This is a genomic window from Rhizobium sp. TAL182 (assembly GCF_002117725.1).
Taxonomy (GTDB): Bacteria; Pseudomonadota; Alphaproteobacteria; order Rhizobiales; family Rhizobiaceae; genus Rhizobium; species Rhizobium esperanzae.
On sequence record NZ_CP021026.1, the window covers coordinates 24,396 to 45,774 of the forward strand.

The 21,379-nt window shown below is 60.4% G+C and carries 20 protein-coding genes; 8 read left to right on the forward strand and 12 right to left on the reverse strand.

The genetic code is table 11. The features are described from left to right. Positions 1-15 precede the first annotated feature (15 nt). The 6 genes from Tal182_RS23135 (at position 16) to Tal182_RS23160 (ending at position 6,237) form a co-directional block, all read left to right on the forward strand. The gene (locus Tal182_RS23135) at positions 16-1,026 is read left to right on the forward strand and encodes an ABC transporter substrate-binding protein (RefSeq protein WP_064806706.1); all 1,011 of its coding nucleotides are present in this window, start codon (positions 16-18) and stop codon (positions 1,024-1,026) included. A 113-nt stretch (positions 1,027-1,139) separates the two neighbouring features. Continuing rightward, entirely contained in the window at positions 1,140-2,012 is an 873-nt protein-coding gene (locus Tal182_RS23140; RefSeq protein WP_085861157.1) for an ABC transporter permease, read from the forward strand. A 1-nt stretch (position 2,013) separates the two neighbouring features. Next, positions 2,014-2,814: an ABC transporter permease gene (locus tag Tal182_RS23145; RefSeq protein WP_085861158.1), complete on the forward strand. Its 801-nt coding sequence runs from the start codon at positions 2,014-2,016 to the stop codon at positions 2,812-2,814. After that, the gene (locus Tal182_RS23150) at positions 2,811-3,890 is read left to right on the forward strand and encodes an ABC transporter ATP-binding protein (RefSeq protein WP_085861159.1); all 1,080 of its coding nucleotides are present in this window, start codon (positions 2,811-2,813) and stop codon (positions 3,888-3,890) included. Before Tal182_RS23145 ends, Tal182_RS23150 begins: the two co-directional genes overlap by 4 nt. Positions 3,891-3,900: 10 nt before the next feature. Further along, a complete protein-coding gene (locus Tal182_RS23155; protein WP_085861160.1) occupies positions 3,901-5,355 on the forward strand; it encodes an NAD-dependent succinate-semialdehyde dehydrogenase in 1,455 nt (484 codons plus the stop codon). A gap of 81 nt (positions 5,356-5,436) precedes the next feature. Beyond that, entirely contained in the window at positions 5,437-6,237 is an 801-nt protein-coding gene (locus Tal182_RS23160; protein WP_085861161.1) for a PhnD/SsuA/transferrin family substrate-binding protein, read from the forward strand. Between the two features lie 16 nt (positions 6,238-6,253). On the opposite strand, the gene Tal182_RS23165 is transcribed toward Tal182_RS23160, so the two are convergent. The 9 genes from Tal182_RS23165 to Tal182_RS23205 are packed head-to-tail and all read right to left on the reverse strand — an operon-like array spanning position 6,254 to position 17,720. Next, complete coding sequence (locus tag Tal182_RS23165; protein WP_085861162.1) at positions 6,254-7,780, reverse strand: FAD-dependent oxidoreductase; 1,527 nt, start codon at positions 7,778-7,780, stop codon at positions 6,254-6,256. Continuing rightward, entirely contained in the window at positions 7,777-8,994 is a 1,218-nt protein-coding gene (locus Tal182_RS23170) for an NAD(P)-dependent oxidoreductase (protein WP_085861163.1), read from the reverse strand. Before Tal182_RS23170 ends, Tal182_RS23165 begins: the two co-directional genes overlap by 4 nt. Positions 8,995-9,003: 9 nt before the next feature. Then, complete coding sequence (locus Tal182_RS23175) at positions 9,004-9,984, reverse strand: GHMP kinase (protein ID WP_085861164.1); 981 nt, start codon at positions 9,982-9,984, stop codon at positions 9,004-9,006. Then, positions 9,981-11,930, reverse strand: a complete 1,950-nt coding sequence (locus Tal182_RS23180) for an HAD-IIIA family hydrolase (RefSeq protein WP_085861165.1) — start codon at positions 11,928-11,930, stop codon at positions 9,981-9,983. Before Tal182_RS23180 ends, Tal182_RS23175 begins: the two co-directional genes overlap by 4 nt. Further along, the gene (locus Tal182_RS23185; RefSeq protein WP_085861166.1) at positions 11,920-12,861 is read right to left on the reverse strand and encodes an NAD-dependent epimerase/dehydratase family protein; all 942 of its coding nucleotides are present in this window, start codon (positions 12,859-12,861) and stop codon (positions 11,920-11,922) included. The genes Tal182_RS23180 and Tal182_RS23185 overlap by 11 nt, the downstream gene beginning before the upstream one ends. 32 nt (positions 12,862-12,893) lie before the next feature. Continuing rightward, a complete protein-coding gene (locus Tal182_RS23190; protein WP_085861167.1) occupies positions 12,894-13,853 on the reverse strand; it encodes a lysylphosphatidylglycerol synthase transmembrane domain-containing protein in 960 nt (319 codons plus the stop codon). Beyond that, positions 13,850-15,820, reverse strand: a complete 1,971-nt coding sequence (locus Tal182_RS23195; protein WP_085861168.1) for a hypothetical protein — start codon at positions 15,818-15,820, stop codon at positions 13,850-13,852. The genes Tal182_RS23190 and Tal182_RS23195 overlap by 4 nt, the downstream gene beginning before the upstream one ends. Positions 15,821-15,838: 18 nt before the next feature. Further along, positions 15,839-17,077, reverse strand: a complete 1,239-nt coding sequence (locus Tal182_RS23200; RefSeq protein WP_085861169.1) for a glycosyltransferase family 2 protein — start codon at positions 17,075-17,077, stop codon at positions 15,839-15,841. A gap of 16 nt (positions 17,078-17,093) precedes the next feature. Continuing rightward, the gene (locus tag Tal182_RS23205; RefSeq protein WP_085861170.1) at positions 17,094-17,720 is read right to left on the reverse strand and encodes an SIS domain-containing protein; all 627 of its coding nucleotides are present in this window, start codon (positions 17,718-17,720) and stop codon (positions 17,094-17,096) included. 274 nt (positions 17,721-17,994) lie between these two features. Between Tal182_RS23205 and Tal182_RS23210 the strand changes: the two genes are divergently transcribed. Both Tal182_RS23210 and Tal182_RS23215 read left to right on the forward strand, forming a co-directional pair. After that, on the forward strand, positions 17,995-18,246 hold the full coding sequence (locus Tal182_RS23210) for a transcriptional regulator (protein WP_085861332.1): 252 nt from the start codon (positions 17,995-17,997) through the stop codon (positions 18,244-18,246). 5 nt (positions 18,247-18,251) lie between these two features. Next, on the forward strand, positions 18,252-18,602 hold the full coding sequence (locus Tal182_RS23215) for a type II toxin-antitoxin system RelE/ParE family toxin (protein WP_085861171.1): 351 nt from the start codon (positions 18,252-18,254) through the stop codon (positions 18,600-18,602). Positions 18,603-18,656: 54 nt separating this feature from the next. Here the strand turns inward: Tal182_RS23215 and ugpC are convergent, their stop codons facing one another. Genes ugpC through Tal182_RS23230 form a run of 3 tightly spaced genes read right to left on the reverse strand, consistent with a single transcriptional unit; the run spans position 18,657 to position 21,341 of the window. Further along, a complete protein-coding gene (ugpC, locus tag Tal182_RS23220; protein ID WP_085861172.1) occupies positions 18,657-19,634 on the reverse strand; it encodes a sn-glycerol-3-phosphate ABC transporter ATP-binding protein UgpC in 978 nt (325 codons plus the stop codon). Positions 19,635-19,638: 4 nt separating this feature from the next. Further along, entirely contained in the window at positions 19,639-20,466 is an 828-nt protein-coding gene (locus tag Tal182_RS23225) for a carbohydrate ABC transporter permease (protein WP_085861173.1), read from the reverse strand. Continuing rightward, positions 20,463-21,341 (reverse strand): sugar ABC transporter permease, encoded by an 879-nt coding sequence (locus Tal182_RS23230; protein ID WP_011427665.1) that lies wholly within the window; start codon positions 21,339-21,341, stop codon positions 20,463-20,465. Before Tal182_RS23230 ends, Tal182_RS23225 begins: the two co-directional genes overlap by 4 nt. Positions 21,342-21,379: the final 38 nt, after the last annotated feature.

Genomic DNA, 21,379 nt, shown 5'->3' on the forward strand with positions numbered 1-21,379 from the left:
ACAGGATAAGGGAACATGAAAACGACATTTGCTTTCGCGGCGGTTGCCGCATTCGTGGCGGTCTCCGCGCCGGCGCACGCTGACAGCATGGTCTTCTCGAGCTGGGGCGGAACGACCCAGGATGCGCAGAAGGCGGCATGGGCAAGCCCGTTCACCGAAAAGACCGGCATCACCGTCGTGCAGGACGGCCCGACCGACTACGGCAAACTCAAGGCCATGGTCGAGGCCGGCGAAGTCAACTGGGATGTCGTCGATGTCGAAGGCGACTATGCCGCCCAGGCCGGCAAGAACGGCCAGCTCGAGAAGCTCGACTTCTCCGTCATCGACAAGTCGAAGCTCGATCCGCGCTTCGTCACCGACTATTCGGTCGGCAGCTTCTATTATTCCTTCGTCATCGGCTGCAATGCCGATGCCGTCAAAGCCTGCCCGAAGACATGGGCCGACCTGTTCGACACGGCCAAGTTCCCCGGCAAGCGCACCTTCTACAAATGGTCGGCTCCCGGCGTGATCGAAGCGGCGCTGCTTGCCGACGGCGTGCCTGCAGACAAGCTTTATCCGCTCGATCTCGACCGCGCCTTCAAGAAGCTCGATACGATCAAGTCCGATATCATCTGGTGGTCGGGTGGCGCCCAGTCGCAGCAGCTGCTGGCTTCCGCCGAAGCGCCGTTCGGCAGTGTCTGGAACGGGCGCATGACGGCGCTTGCTGCGACTGGCATCAAGGTTGAAACCTCCTGGGAGCAGAACATCACCGCTGCGGATGCGCTCGTCGTGCCGAAGGGCGCGCCGAATGCCGAGGCGGCGATGAAGTTCATCGCGCTGGCAACCTCGGCCGAACCGCAGGCTGCCCTTGCAAAGGCTACGGGGTACGCGCCGATCAATCTTGACTCGGCCAAGCTGATGGACCCGGAAACCGCCAAGACCCTGCCGGATCAGCAGACCGCAAGCCAGGTCAATGCCGACATGAACTACTGGGCTGATAATCGCGATGCCATCGGCGAGAAGTGGTACGCCTGGCAGGCGAAATAGGCTGAAACTGGAGATGAACAGGCACGGCGAAAATTCGCCGTGCCTCCTGCAGCGGCGGTACCCGTTCATCGGACCTCGCCGCTCGCGGAAATTGACGGGTGGGAAGGACTGTCATGTCGACGTATAGCGACGCCTCCGGCGCAATTGAGCCTCTGCCAAAGATACGCAGGGCAACAGGTTTTGGCGGGGTCGTTCCGGCTCTTGCCTTTGTGGCCATCTTTTTCGTCGTTCCGGTGGTGGTCCTGCTGCTGCGCAGCGTATTGGAACCCGTCCCGGGTCTTGGCAATTATGCGCAACTGATCGGATCGGCCACCTATCTCAAGATTTTCGCCAATACCTTCATCGTCTCGGGTTTCGTTACGGTGATTTCGCTGCTCATCGGGTTTCCCGTCGCCTGGGCGCTGGCGATCATGCCCGGTCGGCTGACGTCGGTGATCTTTGCGATCCTGCTCTTGTCGATGTGGACCAATCTGCTGGCCCGCACCTATGCTTGGATGGTGCTGCTGCAGCGGACCGGGCTGATCAACAAGATGCTGATGGGAATGGGCCTGATCGACCAGCCGCTCGCGCTCGTCAACAATCTCACAGGCGTCACGATCGGGATGACCTATATCATGCTGCCCTTCATCATCCTGCCGCTCTACGGTGTGATCAAGAAAATCGACCCGTCGACCCTGCAGGCGGCAGCCCTTTGCGGCGCCAACCGCTGGCAGTGCCTGACCCGCGTTCTGCTGCCCTTGGCGATGCCTGGCATGGCGGCCGGCGCCCTCATGGTCTTCGTCATGTCGCTCGGCTATTTCGTTACGCCGTCGCTTCTCGGCGGTACCGCTAACATGATGCTGGCGGAACTGATCGCGCAGTTCGTGCAGTCGCTGGTCAATTGGGGAATGGGTGGCGCCGCAGCGCTGGTTCTCCTGGTCGTGACTCTCTCGCTTTATGCGGTGCAGCTGCGCTTCTTCGGCAACCAGAACCCGGGAGGACGTTGATATGTTGCTCAATTTCGACCGTCTCGGCTGGTGGAAATACGTCCTGCTCGCGATCACGCTTCTGACCGCAGCCTTTCTGCTGCTGCCGATCGTCTTCATCGCGGCTCTGTCTTTCGGCTCATCGCAATGGCTGATCTTTCCGCCGCCGGGCTGGACCTTCCAGTGGTACAATGAACTCTTCGCCGATCCGCGCTGGCTGGAATCGGCTCTGATTAGCTTCAAAATAGCTGTCATCGTGACGGTTCTGTCGGTACTGCTCGGGCTGGTGACGTCCTTCGGGCTGGTGCGCGGTTCGTTCATGTTCCGCGATGCGCTGAAGGCGCTGTTCCTCACGCCGATGATCCTTCCGGTCGTCGTTCTTGCAGTGGCGCTTTACGCCTTTTTCTTGCGGATCGGCCTGGGCGGGACTCTGGCGGGTTTTGTTATTTCCCACCTCGTGCTGGCGCTGCCCTTCTCGATCCTGTCCATATCGAGTGCGCTCGAGGGTTTCGACAAGTCGATCGAGGACGCGGCGGTGCTCTGCGGCGCTTCGCCCCTGGAGGCAAAGATCAGGGTCACGCTTCCCGCGATCAGCCATGGGCTGTTTTCGGCCGCTGTCTTCTCTTTTCTGACATCCTGGGACGAGGTGGTGGTGGCGATCTTCATGTCCAGCCCGACCCTGCAGACACTGCCGGTGAAGGTATGGGCGACGCTGCGGCAGGACCTGACACCCGTTGTCGCAGCAGCCTCGACCCTTCTCATCCTCTTGACGATCATCTTGATGGCGCTGGTGGCCGTCGTGCGTAAGGTACTGAAACAATGAACGAATCATTCCTTCAGATCCGCGGAATTCGTAAGGAATACGGCCCTGTCGTCGCCGTCCACGACGTCAATCTCGATGTCCGGCGCGGTGAATTCCTGACTTTCCTCGGCCCCTCCGGCTCCGGCAAGAGCACGACGCTCTACATCCTGGCGGGCTTCGAAAACCCAACCAAGGGCGATATTACGCTCGAGGGCAAGACCCTGCTCGCCACGCCGTCGCACAAGCGCAATATCGGCATGGTGTTCCAGCGCTATACGCTGTTTCCGCATCTGACGGTGGGCGAGAACATCGCCTTTCCGCTGAAGGTCCGGCGCAAGTCGAAGGCCGAGATCGACACCAAGGTCAAGGAGATGCTGCGCCTCGTCCGGCTCGAAGGCTTCGAGGATCGCAAGCCGGCGCAAATGTCAGGCGGTCAGCAGCAGCGTGTCGCCCTTGCCAGGGCCCTTGCCTATGATCCGCCGGTGCTCCTGATGGACGAGCCACTGTCGGCGCTCGACAAGAAGCTGCGCGAGGAAATCCAGCATGAGATCCGCCGCATCCACCAGCAGACCGAAGTGACAATCCTCTACGTCACACACGACCAGGAAGAGGCGCTGCGGCTCTCCGACCGCATCGCCGTCTTCTCCAAGGGCGTCATCGACCAGATCGGGACCGGCCCGGAGCTCTACGCCAATCCCAAGACCCGTTTCGTCGCCGAATTCATCGGCGACAGCGACTTCATTTCCTGTGACCTGGTGTCGTCTTCCGGCGGACAGGCCACGATCGCGCTGGGAGGCGGGGCCATCTTCAACCAGATTCCGGTGCATGGAAAAGGGACCTCCGGCGCAAGGGCGGCGCTGATGCTGAGGCCGGAGCGCATTCGGCTGTCGCGCGCAAGAGCCGCCGGCGCAGGTCTTGCCGCAACGGTCAGCGACATTACCTTTCTCGGCAACAATATCCACGTCTCCACGGAGACTGCGACAGGCGAGGCGCTTTCGGTTCGCTTGCCGTTCGGCCATGAGGCTATTGCCGGGCTCAATCGTGGAGATATAGTCCATCTCGATTTCGATCCCGGCGCCGCTCACGTATTCTGTTGAAAGTTGTCCCATGAAGCTCAATGATCCCTCGCTCTTCCGTCAGGCATGCCCCATCGCCGATCGCTGGATCGAAGCGGAAGGTCGCGCGTCGGCCATGGTCCGCAATCCGGCGACAGGGGAGGTGCTGGGCGCGGTCCCTGATTTCGGTGCAACCGAAACGGAAGAAGCCATCGCCGCCGCCGTCTTCGCCCAGAAGCTTTGGGCGAAGAAGACCGCCGGTGAGCGCGCAACCGTGCTCAAGACATGGCACCGCCTGATGATCGAAAATCGCGACGATCTGGCGATGATCCTGACGCTGGAACAGGGAAAACCGCTTGCTGAGGCCAAGGGAGAAATCACCTATGGTGCGAGCTTCATCGAATGGTTCGCCGAGGAGGCGCGACGCATCAACGGCGAGATCGTCCCGGGACACCAACCGGACAAACGGATCCTCGTGCTGCGCCAACCGGCCGGCGTGGTGGCGGCGATCACGCCCTGGAATTTTCCGAACGCGATGATTACGCGCAAGATCGGCCCGGCGCTTGCCGCCGGCTGTGCCGTCGTTCTCAAGCCGGCGCTGCAGACGCCGTTCTCCGCAATCGCGATCGCCGTCCTCGCAGAGCGCGCCGGCCTGCCGGCGGGGCTCCTTAACATTGTCACGGGTGATGCAGCTGCAATTGGCGGAGCGCTGACCGCCAGCCGCGACGTTCGGGTCCTGACCTTCACCGGCTCCACCCGGACGGGCGAGCTGCTGTACCGGCAATGCGCGCCGACGATCAAGAAGCTCGGTCTCGAGCTCGGCGGCAATGCACCCTTCATCGTGTTCGACGACGCCGATCTCGACGCGGCGGTCGAAGGCGCCATCATCGCCAAGTTCCGCAACAACGGTCAGACCTGCGTCTGCGCCAATCGGCTTTATGTCCAGGACGGCGTCTACGAGGCATTTGCCGCTAAGCTCGCCGCGGCGGTTTCGAAGTTGAAGGTCGGCAATGGCCTGGAGCGTGACGTCGTACTGGGTCCGCTCATCGATGACAACGCCGTTGCCAAGGTCGAAAGCCATATTCAGGATGCCGTCGCAAAGGGTGCCGGGATCGTAACGGGAGGCAAACGCCACGCGCTTGGCGGCCATTTCTTCGAGCCCACCATTCTGCGTGACGTTGCTGCCGGCATGCAGGTGGCGCGTGAAGAAACCTTTGGACCTCTTGCCCCGCTTTTCCGGTTCCGCGATGAGCAGGACGTCATCGAGCAGGCCAATGACACCGAGTTCGGCCTTGCCTCCTATTTTTACGCGCGCGATCTGTCGCGGGTCTTCCGCGTGGCCGAAGCACTCGAATATGGAATGGTCGGGGTTAATACCGGTCTTGTCTCCACCGCCGAGGCGCCGTTCGGCGGCGTCAAGATGTCGGGTCTCGGCCGCGAAGGCTCCCGGCACGGATTGGACGAATATACCGAGCTCAAATATGTATGCCTGGGCGGCATTGCCTGATCCTCAACCTTTGCGTTCCGGCGCCGCCCGTCTTTCACGCGGGACGCTGTAGCGCTCATGCAGGGGCAATGAAAGATCGGCATGCATCTCGTCAGCATTGCCATGTACCTGACATCCCGGCCGCTCGCGGAGGCGACGGCCGAACTCTGGTCGTTTCTCCGGCACTACCTCCTGCATTCCGGCCTCACGGGGGTGCCTGAAACGCTCGACCAGACGGTTGCCTATGATGAAGCCTGGCTGAGGCCGGATCTGCTTCTGTCGCAGACATGTGGCTATCCTTTTGCCAGGAGCCTGCGCGGCCGGGTGCGGCTGGTGGCCACGCCCGTCTATAGCCATCCCGGCTGCGATGGGCCGCTGATGCGCAGCTTCATCATCGTTCGGGAGAATTCCTCCCTTCGCGTGCTGGAGGATCTGCGCGGCACGACAGCTGCGATCAACAGCCCTGACAGCAATTCCGGCAGCAATCTCTTTCGCGCCGCCGTTGCTCCGCTTGCGCACAACGGCCGCTTCTTTGGGCGGATTATCGAGACTGGCAGCCACGGCGGCAGCCTTGCCGCCGTTATCGAGGGCAGGGCGGAAAGCGCGGCCATCGATTGCATCACGCTTGAGAATATCCGGCGCTTCGATCCCGCCCAGGTCGAGGGCATCCGGATCATCGCCGAAACGCCTAAGGCGCCCGGTCTGCCGTTCATCACATCAGGCGACGCATCGAGCCAAACAATCCTCCTCCTCCGAGGTGCGTTGCATGCCGCCATCAGAGAGCCGTCATTAGCGGCTGTGCGCGCCACGATGGGACTCGCTGATATCGCGCTGCTCTCCGAAGCGGATTACGAGCCGCTGCTATCATTGGCCGGCGATGCTTTGCCGCCATTAAGGGCCTGAAACAGGCAGACGGACGTCAGAGCGCCGGGTTTGCTTCGGTTTCAGCGAGGCGGTGGGCAATACGATCGGCATTCGCCATAATCGTCATTGTGATGTATTTCGAGGAAAGATCGGGGAGAACCGAGCCGTCGACGACGTGAAGACCCGGATGGAGGTTCAATTCGCCATCCGCAGAGGTACCGAACGGCCCCGCTGCGCCCATCGGCAGGGTGCCGGCAAAATGCGCATCGATCCCGGGTTCCGCCAGCGACGCGCCCGGAAGTGGAACGAGCCCTAACCGTTTCCACTCGCGGCGAAGCCGTCTCTTCAAATCCTTGGCGCGGGTATCGAAACCGTCTGCAAAGCCGCCCCGGACGGTCATGCCTTTTCCTGCCGCTTCGCGATGGATGTAGCTCCGGCATTGGTCGCCGGGATAGTAGATCGTTGCAACCAGCAAGCTGCCGGCGATCGTCTCGAACGCGGCGCGCCCGGCCTTTCTGCCGAGCGGCATCCTGTTGACGAAGCTCTGCGCCGGCAGCGAGCCGACTTCATAGATCGCGCCAGTCACATATTCGGATGCGCGCTCGCCGTAACGCAACGACAATCCGAGTTGCGCCAGGCTATGGGTCGCCGTGGCCGAGCGCAGCAATCTTGCCGGAGAGAGCAGAGGAATGGCAAGCGTCGGACTGTTCAAAAGGCGCAGTCCTTTACCGCCGATCGGCAGGAGGTCCGCCAGCAAGGCGGCGGTTCCGAGCACGCCTGCGGCGAGAATGATCCTCGGCGCAGAGAATGATGATCCGTCGGCCGTTCCGATCGTCCAGCCCGCGTTGGACGTCAGAGATATGGCGCGCATGTTATCGAGCAACCGAAAATGCGGCGACTTCTGCAGCGCAAGCAGATCCTGCCGGCTGTTATAGATCGCGCCGCTCGGGCAGCCGTAGAGACAGTCGCCGCGCAGATCGCACGCGGCCCGCCCGGGCCTCGCCTCCGAAAGGATGGCGTTGACGGCGGGAAAAAGCCGAAACGACCCATCGGCCGGCTTTGCGATCTCGTGCCGATGGAGGACATGGGCGGCTGTGGCGCCAAGCGGCAGGACGGATGCGCTGTTGGCGCCTGCGGTCAAATCGGCGTTCGTGCTGATCCCGATGCGTTGCGACACACGTTCGTAGGATCGCTGCAGCAGCTCGATATCGATAGGCCAGCCCGCGATGTCCTCGGCATCGAGGTAGCTGATTTGCGCTCCCCATATATTGGAGAGACCGCCACGGACGAGGCTGGCGACCGGCGTGAATCCGTCGCCTATGATCCCTGACTCGCGCCGGAACCGCTCAAGAATTCCGCGGGCCACCGGGGTCTGCAGTTTCGGTGAACTGCCATCGTCGGCGCGGAGCGATTCCAGATTGCTTCCCAAGACACGGGCGCTGCGGCTTTCGTCCTCCCATCCTGCATCATTGCCGGCATCCAGCATCAGGACGCGACGGCCGGCCGCTATCAGCGGAAACGCAGCGGAGACGCCTGCCGGACCGCTGCCGACGATGATGAAGTCGGCGTCGGGCGTCCTCATCGGTATCGTCCCGCCAAAAGTGCGCGAAGCGGGAAGAGCAGGACATCGCCGGCGATGGCCAGCACGGCGCCGAAAAGTCCGCTCTTTTTGGCGGAATATCTTTCCGGCTCGCTCGCGAGATCTGCGAGATAAAGGGCGCGCGCAAGCCGATGCTGCGTGTGATTGGCCGGCGGCTCGAAGAAGGCGAGCAGGCGCGGATTCCGGATCAACCTTGGGGAGAGGCCGAGCGGCGACAGACCTTCACGGCGAAGCCCTTCGTCGAGCCGCTGCAACTGTACCGACGTCGGCGTGATGCCGAGATATTGCAGCAGCGCCTTCGCCTCACCGTGCGACTCTTCCTGGTCTGTTTGAGCGAACTCCCGCGTCAGCACCATTGTCGGATCGGCCGGATTCAAGCCCAGCAGCCTGAGGCTTTCCGCGCCCTCCATCGGCGCTGCGCCCGCGAGTCCCAGGACGCGCTCCGGATCAACAGTCGGGATCAACGGCACAAGCTTGGTCATCCGGCAGGCAAAAAGAGCGAAGCCCAGGGGGATCGGTATGAAATGAAGCTTGCCCTTGCCCTGGCTGCGGCGAAGAATTCCGAGCCAGGCGGCGAAGCTGATCGGTTTTTCATGTGCGAGCACGAATGTTTGCGGCTGCAGGTCCTCCCGGGTCGCCAGCGCCAAAAGGCCTGCAGCAACTTCGTCGAGATGAATTGGCTGGACCTTTCGGCTGAGCCCTATCATCGGCAGGAGCGGACTCAAGCCTGCCAGCTTCGCCATCAAGCCGTACATCGCAACCCGCGGGCCGCCATAGACAAGCCCGATCCGCGCGATGCGAACGATCGGTGCTGCAGAGCTGGCGGTCAGGTGTTGTTCGATCCTGAACTTGGTGCGTCCGTAAACGTTGAGCGCTTCCTGCCGAGACGAGGTGGAGGAGGAAAAGACGAAGTGCGGCACGCCGGCCGCTCTTGCCGCTTCGGCCAGTTTAACGGTGCCCGATATATTGATGTTGTTTTCTTCAGCCGCCTGCGGCTCGGTCGCCCAAGAATGCGCGAGATGGATGACTGCGGCCGCCCCCTCCAGATCCGATACAGCAGGCTCATCCCCAATGCGCCATTTCGCTCCGGATCGCCGACCGAATTCAACCACGTCGAAGCCGCGCTCACGCGCCGTCGCCGCGAGTCTTGCGCCGATGTAGCCGGTCGATCCCGTGATGATGAGACGCGGTGCCATCAACACCCTCTACTGTGCAAAGGCGATGCGCGCGCCGCTCCAGTCGAAACGAAACTCGATCTCCTTGAGCTGCGAGAGCGCTTGCCGGACTTTTGCCTGGCGGTCTTTCGGGCAATAGAGGACGAGGAAGCCCCCGCCGCCGGCACCCGCAAGCTTGCCGCCGACCGCGCCGGCCGCCCGGGCCGCATCGTAAAACTCATCGATCGCGCTGTTGGTGATCTGCGATGTCAGCGATCGCTTCATCATCCATCCACGATGCAGCGCTTCGCCGAAGGCGCCGAGATCGCCGCTCATCAGGATGTCGCGCATTTCGTAGGCCAGTTGCACCATGCGCTCGACGGTCCGGAACTTGCCTTCGTCCGTCTCCATCGCCTGTACCTGGGTCGACAGCACAGAGCGCGTATCGCGCTGGCTTCCGGTAAAAAACAGCAGGATATTGCTCTCGAGCTCAGCCATCTTCTCGGAGCTGAGGACGACGGGCTGCACGTTGACGCCGCCATTGGAATTGAACTCGATGAAGTTCAGACCGCCATGGGCGGCTGCGTACTGATCCTGTTTGCCGATCGGCTCCTTCAGGATGTCGATTTCGAGCTTGCAGGCTTCTTCCGCCAGCTGATCCTTGGAGGCAAAGCGCGACCTGTGGGCATAAAGCGCGTTGATCAGCGCCACGGAAAAGGAACTGGATGATCCGAGACCGGTGCCGGAGGGAATGTCGGCGACGGAGGCGACTTCGATGCCGGGCTCGACCCGGTGCATGCGCAAGGCCTCGCGCAGCAGCGGATGGGCAATGTCCTCCAGCGTGTCGGCAAGCTCGGTGCGCGTATATTTCAGATGATATTTGTTTTCATTGAAATAGCTGTGCACGATCACGAAGCTGTATTTGGCGATCGCGCAGGACAATACCGCGCCCGCCTGACGACGGTAATAGGACGCTATGTCCGAGCCGCCGCCGGCGAAGCTGACGCGAAAAGGTGCGGATGAAACGATCAAAGGAGTGCCTCCTCGAGATTGATGACGATGTCGGCCGATGCGCGCTGCAGATCGATCCTCGGCCACTCTTCCTGAATTCGCGACGTCCAGAGCTCCTCGGCCGCCGCTGGCGTTAGGCCTTTCCAGGCGTAAAACTTGTGAAAGCGATCCACTAACGCCTGCTGTGAGGCTTCGACGAAGACGGTCATATCGACATCCTCGCGGATCGACACGTGACCGGCAAAGATGCCGTCGAGAAGGATCACCTCGGCATCACGCGCGTCGTAGAGGCTCGGAGATGCGTGCTGGCCACGGCTTGCCGCATCGTAACCCGGTGCCTCGACCCGTCCGGATTGACGCAGAATTCTGACGATCTCGGGATAATGCTCCACCCTGTTGCGTTCTTCCGCGGTCATATCGGGCCGGCGATGCTCGAGCGGCAATATCCAGCGGTCGAGCTCCAGCCGCAGCACGCTGCGCCCGGCTTCCGAGAGAAGGCGTTGTACGGCATGCGCGGATGTGCTTTTCCCTGAGCGGGAACGACCGCATATGCCTACGAGCAGCGGGCCTGCCGCATTGGAAAGCCGCTCATCAATCGCTTTGAAGAGAGCTTGCCCAATGTCGTGGTAGCTGCATTGAAAGCGAACAGCATCATAGACCGTGTCGAAGACCAGATCGGCGTGAGGGATTCCTGTTTCTGCGGCAGGATAGCTCCTATCGTCCCGCAGGCCGTAACCGGTCCGGACGCCGTAGGCCCAGATTCCGGCTTTGCGGCCCGCACCGATATCGCGCAGGCTATCGCCAATGATGACGGATCTCGCCTTTTCGATCGGCAGTTCCGCCATCGCTTGACGGATCATCAGGTCTCCGGGCTTGCGGCAAGCGCAATCGATCTTGAGTTCGGGCACCTCGTTGGGGAACCCTTTGTCCGGATGATGCGGACAAAAATAGATGCGATCCAGGACGCCGCCGTCTTCGGCCAGCTCGGCCTCCAGACGACCAAGAACATGATCCAGGCCGGCTTCGTTGAGCAGGCCTTTGGCGACCTGCGGCCTGTTCGTTACCGCGACCGCGAGAAAGCCTGCCTCGCGGGCGAGCCGCACCGCCTGGCCGGCGCGGCCAACCAAGGTCACCTGGTCGGGATGAATGACGCCATGGCCGCCGACGTCTTCGTTGAGCACGCCGTCGCAATCGAAGAACACCGCGGGTCTTCGGACCGACAAGTGGATCGCGTGGACCCGGTCCTGCCGAAGATCCTCGGCCGCGGCGGCATGCCGGCTCGGAGATCCGGTATCCTTCATGTATTCGGGCGTGTCGTAGATTGCGACCGGGATCGAGCGCTCGAGAAGATCGGGAATGACATCGTGGATCATGTCGGCCTGCTGGCCCGGCAGGAGCGTCTCGAAGAACTGACCGGAAGCCACGTATAGGCCGGCCGGCACGAGATTGCGCCAATCCGCATCGCGTGGCGCCTTGCGAGCCAGGAGGCGCGTGAGATAACCGTTCTTCTGAACGACGATATCGGATGTGCGCGGATGATCGTTGGGATGGGCGATGATCGTCAGGGCGGCGGGAAATTGCTGGCGATGTCGCGACAGCGCTGCCAGATCGAGATCGAAGAGCATGTCACCATAGACGATCAGGACATCGTCGGCGACCGTGTCCAAAGTCGTCAGGCAGCCGGCCGTGCCGTGCGGCGACGTCTCCACGAAGACCTCGATCGTAATGCCGAGCTTTTCAGCTTCCGGGCCGAGAGCAGGCTCGAGCTGGCTGCCGAGGTGGCCGCCGAGCACGCGCACATGCCGAACGCCTTCGCGGGCGAGGACGCGGATCTGCCTGAGAATGATCGGCACGCCGTCAATAGGCAGAAGGGCTTTTGGAATGGCATCGCCCGTCATGCTGCGCGCGCGCGTTCCAAGGCCTCCGGCAACAATGATTGCCTCGCGGATAGCGGTGTCAGAACCCATTCGCCAGAATCCGCTCCACGGCGAGGTCAACCGCTTCCGTCGACTTTCGCTTCGGCGACCAGCCCAGCGCTATCAGTTTGCTGATGTCGTAGCTGAAGCGCGGAACGTCGCCCAGCCAGCCGCGATCCTCGCTTCCATATTCGATAGCGGCTCCGGCTGCGACCTTCGAGACCACGATCTCGGCAATATCGCGGACGGAGGTTTCGCCGATGCCGCTGGCATGAAACACTTCATAGGCGCCGGGCGCCTTGTCCCAGGCCAGGAGAATCGCGTCCACCAGGTCGCCGACATAGAGATAGGGCTTCGTCTGCCTTCCGTTGCCGAGGACCTGAAGCTTCGTCGGATCCGCTTTCAACCTGTCGATGAAGTCGTAGATTGCCCCGTGTGTTGAACGCTCCCCAACCACATTGGGAAAGCGCAGCACCAGCGTCTTGATGCCGAATGACAGAGCATAGACGGACAGATAGGCCTCCGCTGCAAGCTTACTGGCGCCATAGAACGAGATCGGCTGCAAGGGGCCGTGAACCTCGTGAATATTGCCTTCGGCTTCGCCGAACACCGCAGAAGTGCTGGCAAAGAAGAGCCTGCCGACACCATGCTTGCGCATGATGGCAAGCAGTGTCGTCGTCGTCAGCTGGTTCAACTGCAGGTCCAGTTCCGTATTGGTATTGCCCGCGGCAATATCGGAATTGGCGGCGAGATGGAAAACGGCATCAGGACGATCCGCCGCAAAGAGTTGATCCATGCCCTCCCGATCGAGCATATCCAGCTTCTGGAAGCGAAAATCCGCCCGGCCCTGGAGATGATCTATATTGCGCATCCGACCAAGATGAAAATTGTCGATTGCCGTTACCCGATAACCCGAGTCCAAGAGGCGATCGCAGAGATGGCTGCCGATAAATCCGGCCCCTCCTGTTACCAAGGCATGCATGTCGGCAGCTCCATATGATCTGTTAAGGCTCTTCAGAGCGCTTTGATCTTTCCCGTATGAGGACGCGAAAGGACGAATACACCACCGGCCAAGCCGACCACAAGCTGCAACAGGCCGAAAACCACCGACAGCGTCGCGGCGTCCGTCGTGCCGATGCCGAACACCGCAAGTGAAATGATCATGCCGCCTTCGCGCAGGCCCCATCCTCCGACGGAAATCGGGACCATGGCGATCAACAGGACCGGCGGGAAAGCGGCGGCGGCCTGACCCCAGTCGAGCGGGAGACCAAGGCCGAGAACGAGGATCTCAAGCGAGACGACACCCAAGCCGTGAATGGCGAGGGTCAATAGAAATATTCCGAGCATTCTCCGGTGGGTGAGAAAAGCCCCCAGCGCCTCGTTCAACGCGTGCAGTTTTTCCGGAAGAAGCCGAACGAAGAGATGGCGACGCCAGCTGAACACCACGGCCGATGCGATGGTTCCCGCGACGCCGAGGGCCGTGAGTTCGGTGAGATAGGGGATTGGGAAGTCGTGCCCGTAAAACGCCCGCATGATTATCAGGCCGATCAGCGCAACGACCGCCAGTCCGAACAGCGTGAGGATACGGTCCATGACGACGCCGAGCGTGGCTTCCTGGATCGTCAAGCCATATTTGAGGGCGCCGAAAATGCGTGCGGCATCGCCTGGAATGGGACTTGGAAGAGCCTGATTGTAAAAGAGGCTTTGCATGAAGAGTTTCATGGCGCCTGATACTTTCAGCCTCTGCCCGATCATCTCCGATAGAAGACACCACCGCCATGCCGAAAGCAGGGCCTGCAAGAGAAGAAGGAAGACGCTGATGCAGATGGTGGTCGCCGACAGGGTCTGAATCGCCGCCCAGCCCTTTGCAAAATCGACCCTAAGCGCGATCCATAGGACGAGGCCAAGCGCGACGGCCACCTTCAGAACAGGAATTCCGATGCGAAGCAATGCGCGGGAGGATGGTGTCGTCACGATGCGCGATCCGCGTCAAAACGGTAGAGCTTCCAGCCGAACCGATCCGTCAAGATCAGCGATGAGCGAGGCATCATGTGCGCTATGACGCTATTGGCCATCACGATTTTGTCCGCTCCAATGCGCTCGGCGAGGAACGCGCCGTCGGCATCCGGGGGAACGATGAAATAGCCGATGCGATTGTCCCTGATGAAGGCATCGATATCCGACCCCGGTGCGGGCAGCACGTGGCGGGGCAACTGCCAGCCGCCGTCGCGACCGTCGTTATAAGCGGTGGACAGTAATGTATTTGCGGTATCGAAAGGCTGAAATACGGCTCGCAGGTCGTGATCTGCGATGTAGCGGTACATGAAATAGGCTTCGCGATGACTCTCCATATATTTGTCGACGCTGATCAGCCCAAACACGACGTCGAGCTCTTTCGCCTTGACGGGATCGATGTCGCTGCCGCCCATTCGATGCCAGTGAGAAATCCAGATGCCCCCGGCCAGCAGGCCTATCATCACCGGGCTGGCGATCAAGCTTGCCGGCGAAGAGGCAATTTTTGCCAGGGGGACTATCTGCGGCAGCACCCGTCGGTCGAACCATTGATCCAGCCGTTCGCGAACCAGCGAAGCGCCGATGAACCCGGTCGAAAAGAAAAGCAGATAGGCTGGCGTCGCCCACCTGATGTGATTGAACATGACGGTGTACCAAATCACAAACATGGCAGCGGTAATCGCTGCGAGAAATGCGATGCGCCGGAAAGCCACTGCCAGGCCGGCCAATATCAAAGCGAGCGCGACGAAAGCATTCGGCTTGCTCTCGAGAAACCACTCGTAAAGAATATGCAGAAAGTCGCGCCAGCCTTGCAGAGTTGCGAGGTTCGTCACGAAATGTCGGTTGGCGGGATCGAAAGCCCGGCCCAATTCGAGCATGTAATCCGCCATCCAGGCATCGGTGAGGCCTGGATGACCGAACATGAAGGGGTAGATCGGATTGCCGAGGACGATCAGGTTTCTCGCATACCAGTAGCCCGCGACTGCAAGGAATGCGCAGAGGCATGACAGAAAGAGCGGCAGCGACACCCGTCCCCTGAGAAGCGTCGGCAGCAATGCCAGCCCTATCAGGCCGACCATTTGCAGTTCCGTATATTTTCCTCCGACCGCACCCCCAAGCACGAGCGCACCATGGAAAAGCTCCGCCGGGCGCCGGGTTTCCAGATAACGCCACAGGAAAAGCACGGCGGCAACCGAGAAACACGACCGGGCCAGATCCGTCATCGGTTCGCCGACACTCCCCCTGAAGAAGGGGATGCTGAGGATCAGAGCGGCCACTAGGAAAAAGCCGCATGCCCGCCAACGGCTGGCGCAGCTTGAAAGCAGAAACAGAAACCCGAAGAAAATCGCGATGTTCATGACGGACGCGCCAGTCCAGTGACCACTGACCATCATGACGAGCGCAAACAGCAGATTGAAGAAGAGCGGAATATTGCCGTAGAAGGGATGGTCGATCTGCGGCGACACAAAACCCGCATGCTCGATGATGCTGTTTGCGAGAGGAATGTGGAAAACCCACACGTCGGCGATACCGGACGGAAATTGGGCCAGAACGCTCGAGACATAGCCGAGTATGATGCATGCGAAGGCGGCAAGCGCCGGCAACGGATTTCCGCTTTTCGTTCCAGCGGTGATTTTACGAAGCAGCGAAGCCAGGTCGCAGAGAACGGCGACGAGATCGCGCCGCCGCCAGATCATCGAGGCTGCCACTATGGGAAGAACGATTTCCCATCTCAATCCATGAAACGCGCCAAGAATAGTGGCCGCGCCACCGGCGATCGCCAGAGCCGGCAGAAGACCGCTGAACAGAAAATCGATGCCGTCTCGAAAGGGCTGATCGCAACGTCGGTTGAGCCGGGCAACAATGCCTCTGTCGATCACGAGGCCCCATAATATTATGGAAAGAACCGTACACCAGCCTACGATCATGATAGCCCTTTCGTGGTTTTATCCCGCGATAGGCGGCGCAGGCTTCTTGACTGGCAGCATAACCCCGAGTGCTCGTATCATGAGCCCTGATATAAAGATCTGGAACGCCGTGATGATAAGCCACAGCCCGAAGACGGCCCAGTTGGTCTCGATGCCGATCTCGGGCAGTACGTAGCCGTTCCCGACATAGGAATCGAAGAGCGGAACCGCCAGCAAAACGCCTGCCAGAACGGCGATAACCGATCCCCATATTGTTGCATTGTACGGAAGAAGCCGCTCGAGGCGAGGCTGCACATGTCCCGAATAGTCAAAAATCACCCGACCGATCGCTGCCGAAATCAGCATTGATTGACCAAGGACGGCCAGAGCCATCGCAAACAGCATGGCATTCGAGGAGAACCGCACGCCTGCTATCGACATAGGTCCGGTGAGCAGCGGCAACATTATGATCAAGCCGAGGGCCAGCAGCAGGAAGCCCGGCCAGATCAAAAAGAAGTCGAAACCGTAGATAAACATCGCCTGCAGATTGCGCCAGCCGGCGCGCCAGGGCTCCATCCAGCCTCGGCGCTTCATGTGGCTCAGCCGTCCTTCCGGATCCTTCAGGAAGTGAATCGGCACCTCGGTCGTCGCAAGCTCCATATGCACGGATTTCAGCACCATTTCCGAGGCGTATTCCCACCCTTGCGAGCGGAGATCCATGCGAAGCAGCGCATCGACGCTGATGCCCCGCATGCCGCAATGGATGTCGGAAAAGCGGCTGCCGAACATCCGATTGAGAATCCACGTCGTCAGCGGCGTTCCGAAATAGCGATGCAGCGGCGGCATCGCATTGTCTTCGATCGTGCCCTTGAACCGCGAGCCCATGACGAACTCAGATCCCTTCCGGAAGGCCTCGATGAAGGGTGCGATCTGGCGAAAATCATAGGTGCAGTCCGCATCGCCCATAATGATGAACTTGCCGCGGACGAAAGGAATCGCATCGATGTAAGCTCTGCCCAAGCCGCGCTTCGGCGTCCGCAACACGCGCGCGCCCCGTTCACGGGCGATTTCCGGCGTGCGATCGGTCGAACTGTCGACAATGAGGATTTCGACCGCCGCACCACTTGCCGCGATGCCTTGACGGCACCAGTCGACGAAGGTTCCGATCGTCAATTCCTCGTTCAGCGAGGGGACGAGGATGGTTACCTCAGGGTCGGTAACGTCGTCGTCGGGCGTAAGAAGCATCAATTCCGGATCGTGGATGTGGGGAAAATTCATGCGCGTAATCAGACTCTTAGGAAAGGACGGGCGGGACGAGGCCGCAGGAAAAATCTAATATGGCATGGCAGATCGCCAGATGGGCGATCTCCACGTAGCCATATTGGTCGGAAGCAACGTAGAAGTTCAGATCGCCGAGCGCGCGCAACGGATTGCCTGGAGCAAAGCCGCTCAAGGTGATAACGGCGCCACCTTTTTCGCGGGCGGTGCCGACGGCTTTGGTAATGCTTTCCGATCTGCCTGAACTGCTGATGGCGATCAGCAGATCCCCTTCATTCGCATGCATTTCGATCTGCTTTGCGAAGACGTTCTCATAGCCGAGGTCGTTCGAGAGGCAGGTCAGTGTCGCCCCGTCGTTCATCGCCATGGCGCGGAGTCCGCCATTTTTGGAGTAGTCCGTCGCCATATGGCTGGCAATTGCGGCGCTGCCGCCGTTACCGATGAAGATGATCTTCCGGCCGGCATCATGGGTAGCGCGGGCCAGCCGCATGGCCTCACTCATCGCAGTTGCATAATCGAGGCTTTCGTCACCCGGCCGCGACGCGGCTGCATTCACGAGAACATAGCGGAGAAATGTAAAATAGCGATCGAGATCGCCGGCCGTCACGCCAAGGTCCGAAGATATGGTCTGGTCATGTGACATGCTGGTTCAACCCCTACGCCTTGGAAATTGGGGCGTCCTTAAAGACTAAATGATACAAAGGCAAGTTGCCCGGCATCCCTCCGGATGGTTGTTAATGAGTGTCACGGCTTTGCAACTAACGGTCTTCCGTCAAGCATCCGGCCCCGACGTGAGGGTTGCTGCTCGCCTTAGCGCTGCTGAACCCGACCAGTTATTAAGCTACGGAGGCCTGCGTGATGAATATTGACAATATGTGCTACGCTACCCATCATAGACGAAACGAAGGGATATGCCGATGGCATCGGGTAGCATTCATGTGAAGGTCAGTGGGCAATTGCAGGATCATATCCAGCAGCAGGTCGGCGATGACGGCCTTTATGAAAACGCCAGCGAGTATATTCGTGCGCTCATTCGCCGCGACTTGCAGACCCGTAACGAGGCTTGGGACATGCTGCAAAGAGAGCTTGCGCCGGCGATGCGGGCTGAAGACAGCGAATTCGTCGCGGTTTCGGCCGAAGACGTCATCCGCCGCAACAAGCGTCAATAAGCCTGATGGCAGCCTATCGATTTTATCCGCGCGCTGACGACGCGCAGGACAAGATTTGGCGCGACACGATTGAGGCGTGGGGAGAGAAGCAGGCGGATGCCTACATTCTCGGGCTGCACGCCTATTTGCAGCGTTTGCGCGAGGATCGGTCGATCTGGCGACAGCTTCCGCAACGTCTGGCAGTTCCGGCAGACATCAAGCGGTTAGCCTATTTCGGTCGTTATGAACATCATTACGTGTTCTTTCGCGAGCTTAAGAACGGCGATCTTGGTGTCATGAGCATTCTTCACGAACGGATGAATCTGCCGGTCCGGCTCAAAGAGGATCTGGCGGCTCTCTCAAACAAACAGCCGTGAGGGCGGGATCTTCGGTCGGTGGGATTGCTCCTCGATGTGGGCTTTAACCCGGACTCAGAACCGGTGTTCCGCTCCCTCCAGCGGGTTTGCCCAGACCGTCATGCCAGGCCCGAAAGGCGTTTCGCCTTCGGCGCGCACGATCATTTCGCCGAGTTCGGGGACATCGAGATAGAGGATCGCGTCGGCGCCGAGCCGTTCCACATGGCGGATTCTGCCTTGCCACTGGCCGGTGCCTCCCGAAAGTCTGACATGTTCCGGGCGGACGCCGTAGGTGGTGCAGTTCATACGCCGTGCCGTCTCGCCGCCATAGAGGTTCATTTTCGGGCTGCCGATGAAGCCGGCGACGAAGGGTGTGGCGGGATTGCGGTAGAGCTCCATCGGGCTGCCGATCTGCTCGACGGCGCCGCCGTTCAAAACGACGATCTTGTCGGCCATTGTCATCGCCTCGACCTGGTCGTGGGTGACATAGATCATCGTCGAGTTCAGACGGGCGTGGAGTTCCGAAATCTCCAGGCGCATCTGTGCCCGCAGTGAGGCATCGAGATTGGAGAGCGGCTCGTCGAACAGGAAGACCCTGGGATCGCGCACGATCGCTCGGCCAATGGCGACGCGCTGCCTCTGGCCGCCGGAAAGCGCTTTCGGCTTTCTCTGCAGCAAATGAGTGAGCTGCAGCGTTTCGGCTGCCGCCGCGACCTTCTCGGCGATCTCAGCCTTCGGGCGGCGGGCGAGCGAAAGTCCGAAGCCGATATTCTCGGCAACCGTCATATGCGGGTAGAGCGCATAGCTCTGGAACACCATGGCGATGCCTCGCTCGGAAGGTTCCGCATAGGTCACGTCCTTGCCGCCGATGGTCAGCCTACCCGAGGTCGTCTCTTCCAGGCCGGCGATGATGCGCAGCAGCGTCGACTTCCCGCAGCCCGACGGGCCGACGAAGACGACGAACTCGCCGGAGGCAACCTCCAGATCGACGCCCTTGATGACCTCGAGAGCGCCAAAGCTCTTGCGAACCTGTTTGAGAGTGAGCTCAGCCATTCTGCTACCCTTTGACTCCGCCTGACGTCATGCCTGCGACGATCTGGCGGTTGAAGAAAATGAAGACGATCAGCGGCGGGATCGTCACGAGGAGGATGTTCATGAAGAGCAGATTATACTGGCTCGAATACATGCTCTGGAAATTATAGAGCGTCAGCTGCACCGTCACATTCTCCTTGCCCGGCAGGTAGTAGAGCGGATTGGTGAAATCGTTGAAGATCGCGATCGACTGGACGACAATATTGGTCACGGTCACCGGCTTCAGTAGCGGCAGGACCACCCGGAAGAAGATCTGCCGGGGCTTGGCGCCGTCGATCAGCGCCGCCTCGTCGAGATCGCGCGGGATGGTCGAGATGAACGACCGATAGAGCAGGACCGAAAAGGAGAGATTATAGGCAACCTGGATCAGAATCATTCCCGTCATGGTCTTGAAGAGGCCGATATCCTGCAAAAGACCGATGGTGGGAACAACGGCCGGCGGCATCATCAGGCCCATGAACAGCGCTGCGAAAGCCACGCGGTTCCACGCCGTCTTACGGCGCTGCATCACATATCCGACCATCGCCGACAGCAGGATCAGGATCGCGACGGAGACGACCGTGATCAGCGTCGAATTGAAATAGGCAAGCACGAGCTGATAGTCGCGCGCCTTGAAGACGGCGACGAGATTGTCCCAGAACAGCCAATGCGCAGGAAGTTCGAAATCGAGCCGGGAAGCCTCCGATTTGGATTTCACCGCCTGCAGGGCGACGAAAACGAAAGGCATGACGAAGATGACGGCCGCGACGGCAAGGGCTATCGCGCCTGTCACATAGGGGCGGACGCTTCTCATTCCTCGACCTCGCGCCGGTTGAACCACAGGGTGAAGGGCAGGATGATCACGGCAATCAGCGCGAACAGAATGACGTTTCCGGCCGTCGACAGCCCATAAAAACCAGCCTGGTACTGCTTGTAGATGACCGAGGCGATCACATCGGAGGAGAAACCGGGTCCGCCCCGGGTCATAGCCCAGATCAGGTCGAAGGAACGGAGTCCACCGATCAGCGACAAGGTCACCACGATGACCGTGGCGGGACGCACGAGCGGCAGGGTGATGCGGAAAAATTGCTGGAGGCGCGTGGCGCCGTCGATCCTCGCCGCCTCATAATAATCGGGGCTGATCGCAGCGAGACCGGCAATGAAAATCAGGGTGGCGAGGCCGACACCCTTCCAGACATCGACCAGGGCCACCGAAAAAAGCGCGAGCGCCGGATTGGTCAGCCATCCCGGCCCAGGCATTCCAAGCGTCTCGAGCGTAACATTGATGATGCCCTTGGTCGGATGCATCATCACCGTGAAGGTGATGCCGATGCCGATGGTCGAGACCAGCACGGGAAAGAAGACCAGCGTGCGCAGGAAGCCGCGGGCGAAGATATTGCTGGTCAGCAGCACGGCGAGCAGCAGGCCGCAGACCGTCTTTAAGCCGGATGTCGTCACGGCATAGATCAGGGTGTTGACCAGCCCCTTGACCAAGAACGGTTCGGAAAAGAACTGCTGGAAATTTTCAAGCCCGATAAATTGCGCCGTCGAGAGATCCCAACGCGTCAGGCTGTACCAGAGAGACGATATGGTCGGAAAAAGGAACAGCACGCCGTAAATGATGGCGGCGGGAATGAAAAACCACAGCGGGTAGGGCGATTTGCGCGGGTGCGGGCGTGTCTCGGTCATGACTACCTCTTCGATCGGGGAAACCTCGCCCCGTCAGG

Bases quoted from the DNA above. Each gene is read 5' to 3' on its own strand.
- Tal182_RS23135 (WP_064806706.1), top strand. From the start codon at position 16: ATGAAAACGACATTTGCTTTCGCGGCGGTTGCCGCATTCGTGGCGGTC.
- Tal182_RS23140 (WP_085861157.1), top strand. From the start codon at position 1,140: ATGTCGACGTATAGCGACGCCTCCGGCGCAATTGAGCCTCTGCCAAAG.
- Tal182_RS23145 (WP_085861158.1), top strand. From the start codon at position 2,014: ATGTTGCTCAATTTCGACCGTCTCGGCTGGTGGAAATACGTCCTGCTC.
- Tal182_RS23150 (WP_085861159.1), top strand. From the start codon at position 2,811: ATGAACGAATCATTCCTTCAGATCCGCGGAATTCGTAAGGAATACGGC.
- Tal182_RS23155 (WP_085861160.1), top strand. From the start codon at position 3,901: ATGAAGCTCAATGATCCCTCGCTCTTCCGTCAGGCATGCCCCATCGCC.
- Tal182_RS23160 (WP_085861161.1), top strand. From the start codon at position 5,437: ATGCATCTCGTCAGCATTGCCATGTACCTGACATCCCGGCCGCTCGCG.
- Tal182_RS23165 (WP_085861162.1), bottom strand. From the start codon at position 7,780: ATGAGGACGCCCGACGCCGACTTCATCATCGTCGGCAGCGGTCCGGCA.
- Tal182_RS23170 (WP_085861163.1), bottom strand. From the start codon at position 8,994: ATGGCACCGCGTCTCATCATCACGGGATCGACCGGCTACATCGGCGCA.
- Tal182_RS23180 (WP_085861165.1), bottom strand. From the start codon at position 11,930: ATGGGTTCTGACACCGCTATCCGCGAGGCAATCATTGTTGCCGGAGGC.
- Tal182_RS23185 (WP_085861166.1), bottom strand. From the start codon at position 12,861: ATGCATGCCTTGGTAACAGGAGGGGCCGGATTTATCGGCAGCCATCTC.
- Tal182_RS23195 (WP_085861168.1), bottom strand. From the start codon at position 15,820: ATGATCGTAGGCTGGTGTACGGTTCTTTCCATAATATTATGGGGCCTC.
- Tal182_RS23200 (WP_085861169.1), bottom strand. From the start codon at position 17,077: ATGAATTTTCCCCACATCCACGATCCGGAATTGATGCTTCTTACGCCC.
- Tal182_RS23205 (WP_085861170.1), bottom strand. From the start codon at position 17,720: ATGTCACATGACCAGACCATATCTTCGGACCTTGGCGTGACGGCCGGC.
- Tal182_RS23210 (WP_085861332.1), top strand. From the start codon at position 17,995: ATGGCATCGGGTAGCATTCATGTGAAGGTCAGTGGGCAATTGCAGGAT.
- Tal182_RS23215 (WP_085861171.1), top strand. From the start codon at position 18,252: ATGGCAGCCTATCGATTTTATCCGCGCGCTGACGACGCGCAGGACAAG.
- ugpC (WP_085861172.1), bottom strand. From the start codon at position 19,634: ATGGCTGAGCTCACTCTCAAACAGGTTCGCAAGAGCTTTGGCGCTCTC.
- Tal182_RS23225 (WP_085861173.1), bottom strand. From the start codon at position 20,466: ATGAGAAGCGTCCGCCCCTATGTGACAGGCGCGATAGCCCTTGCCGTC.
- Tal182_RS23230 (WP_011427665.1), bottom strand. From the start codon at position 21,341: ATGACCGAGACACGCCCGCACCCGCGCAAATCGCCCTACCCGCTGTGG.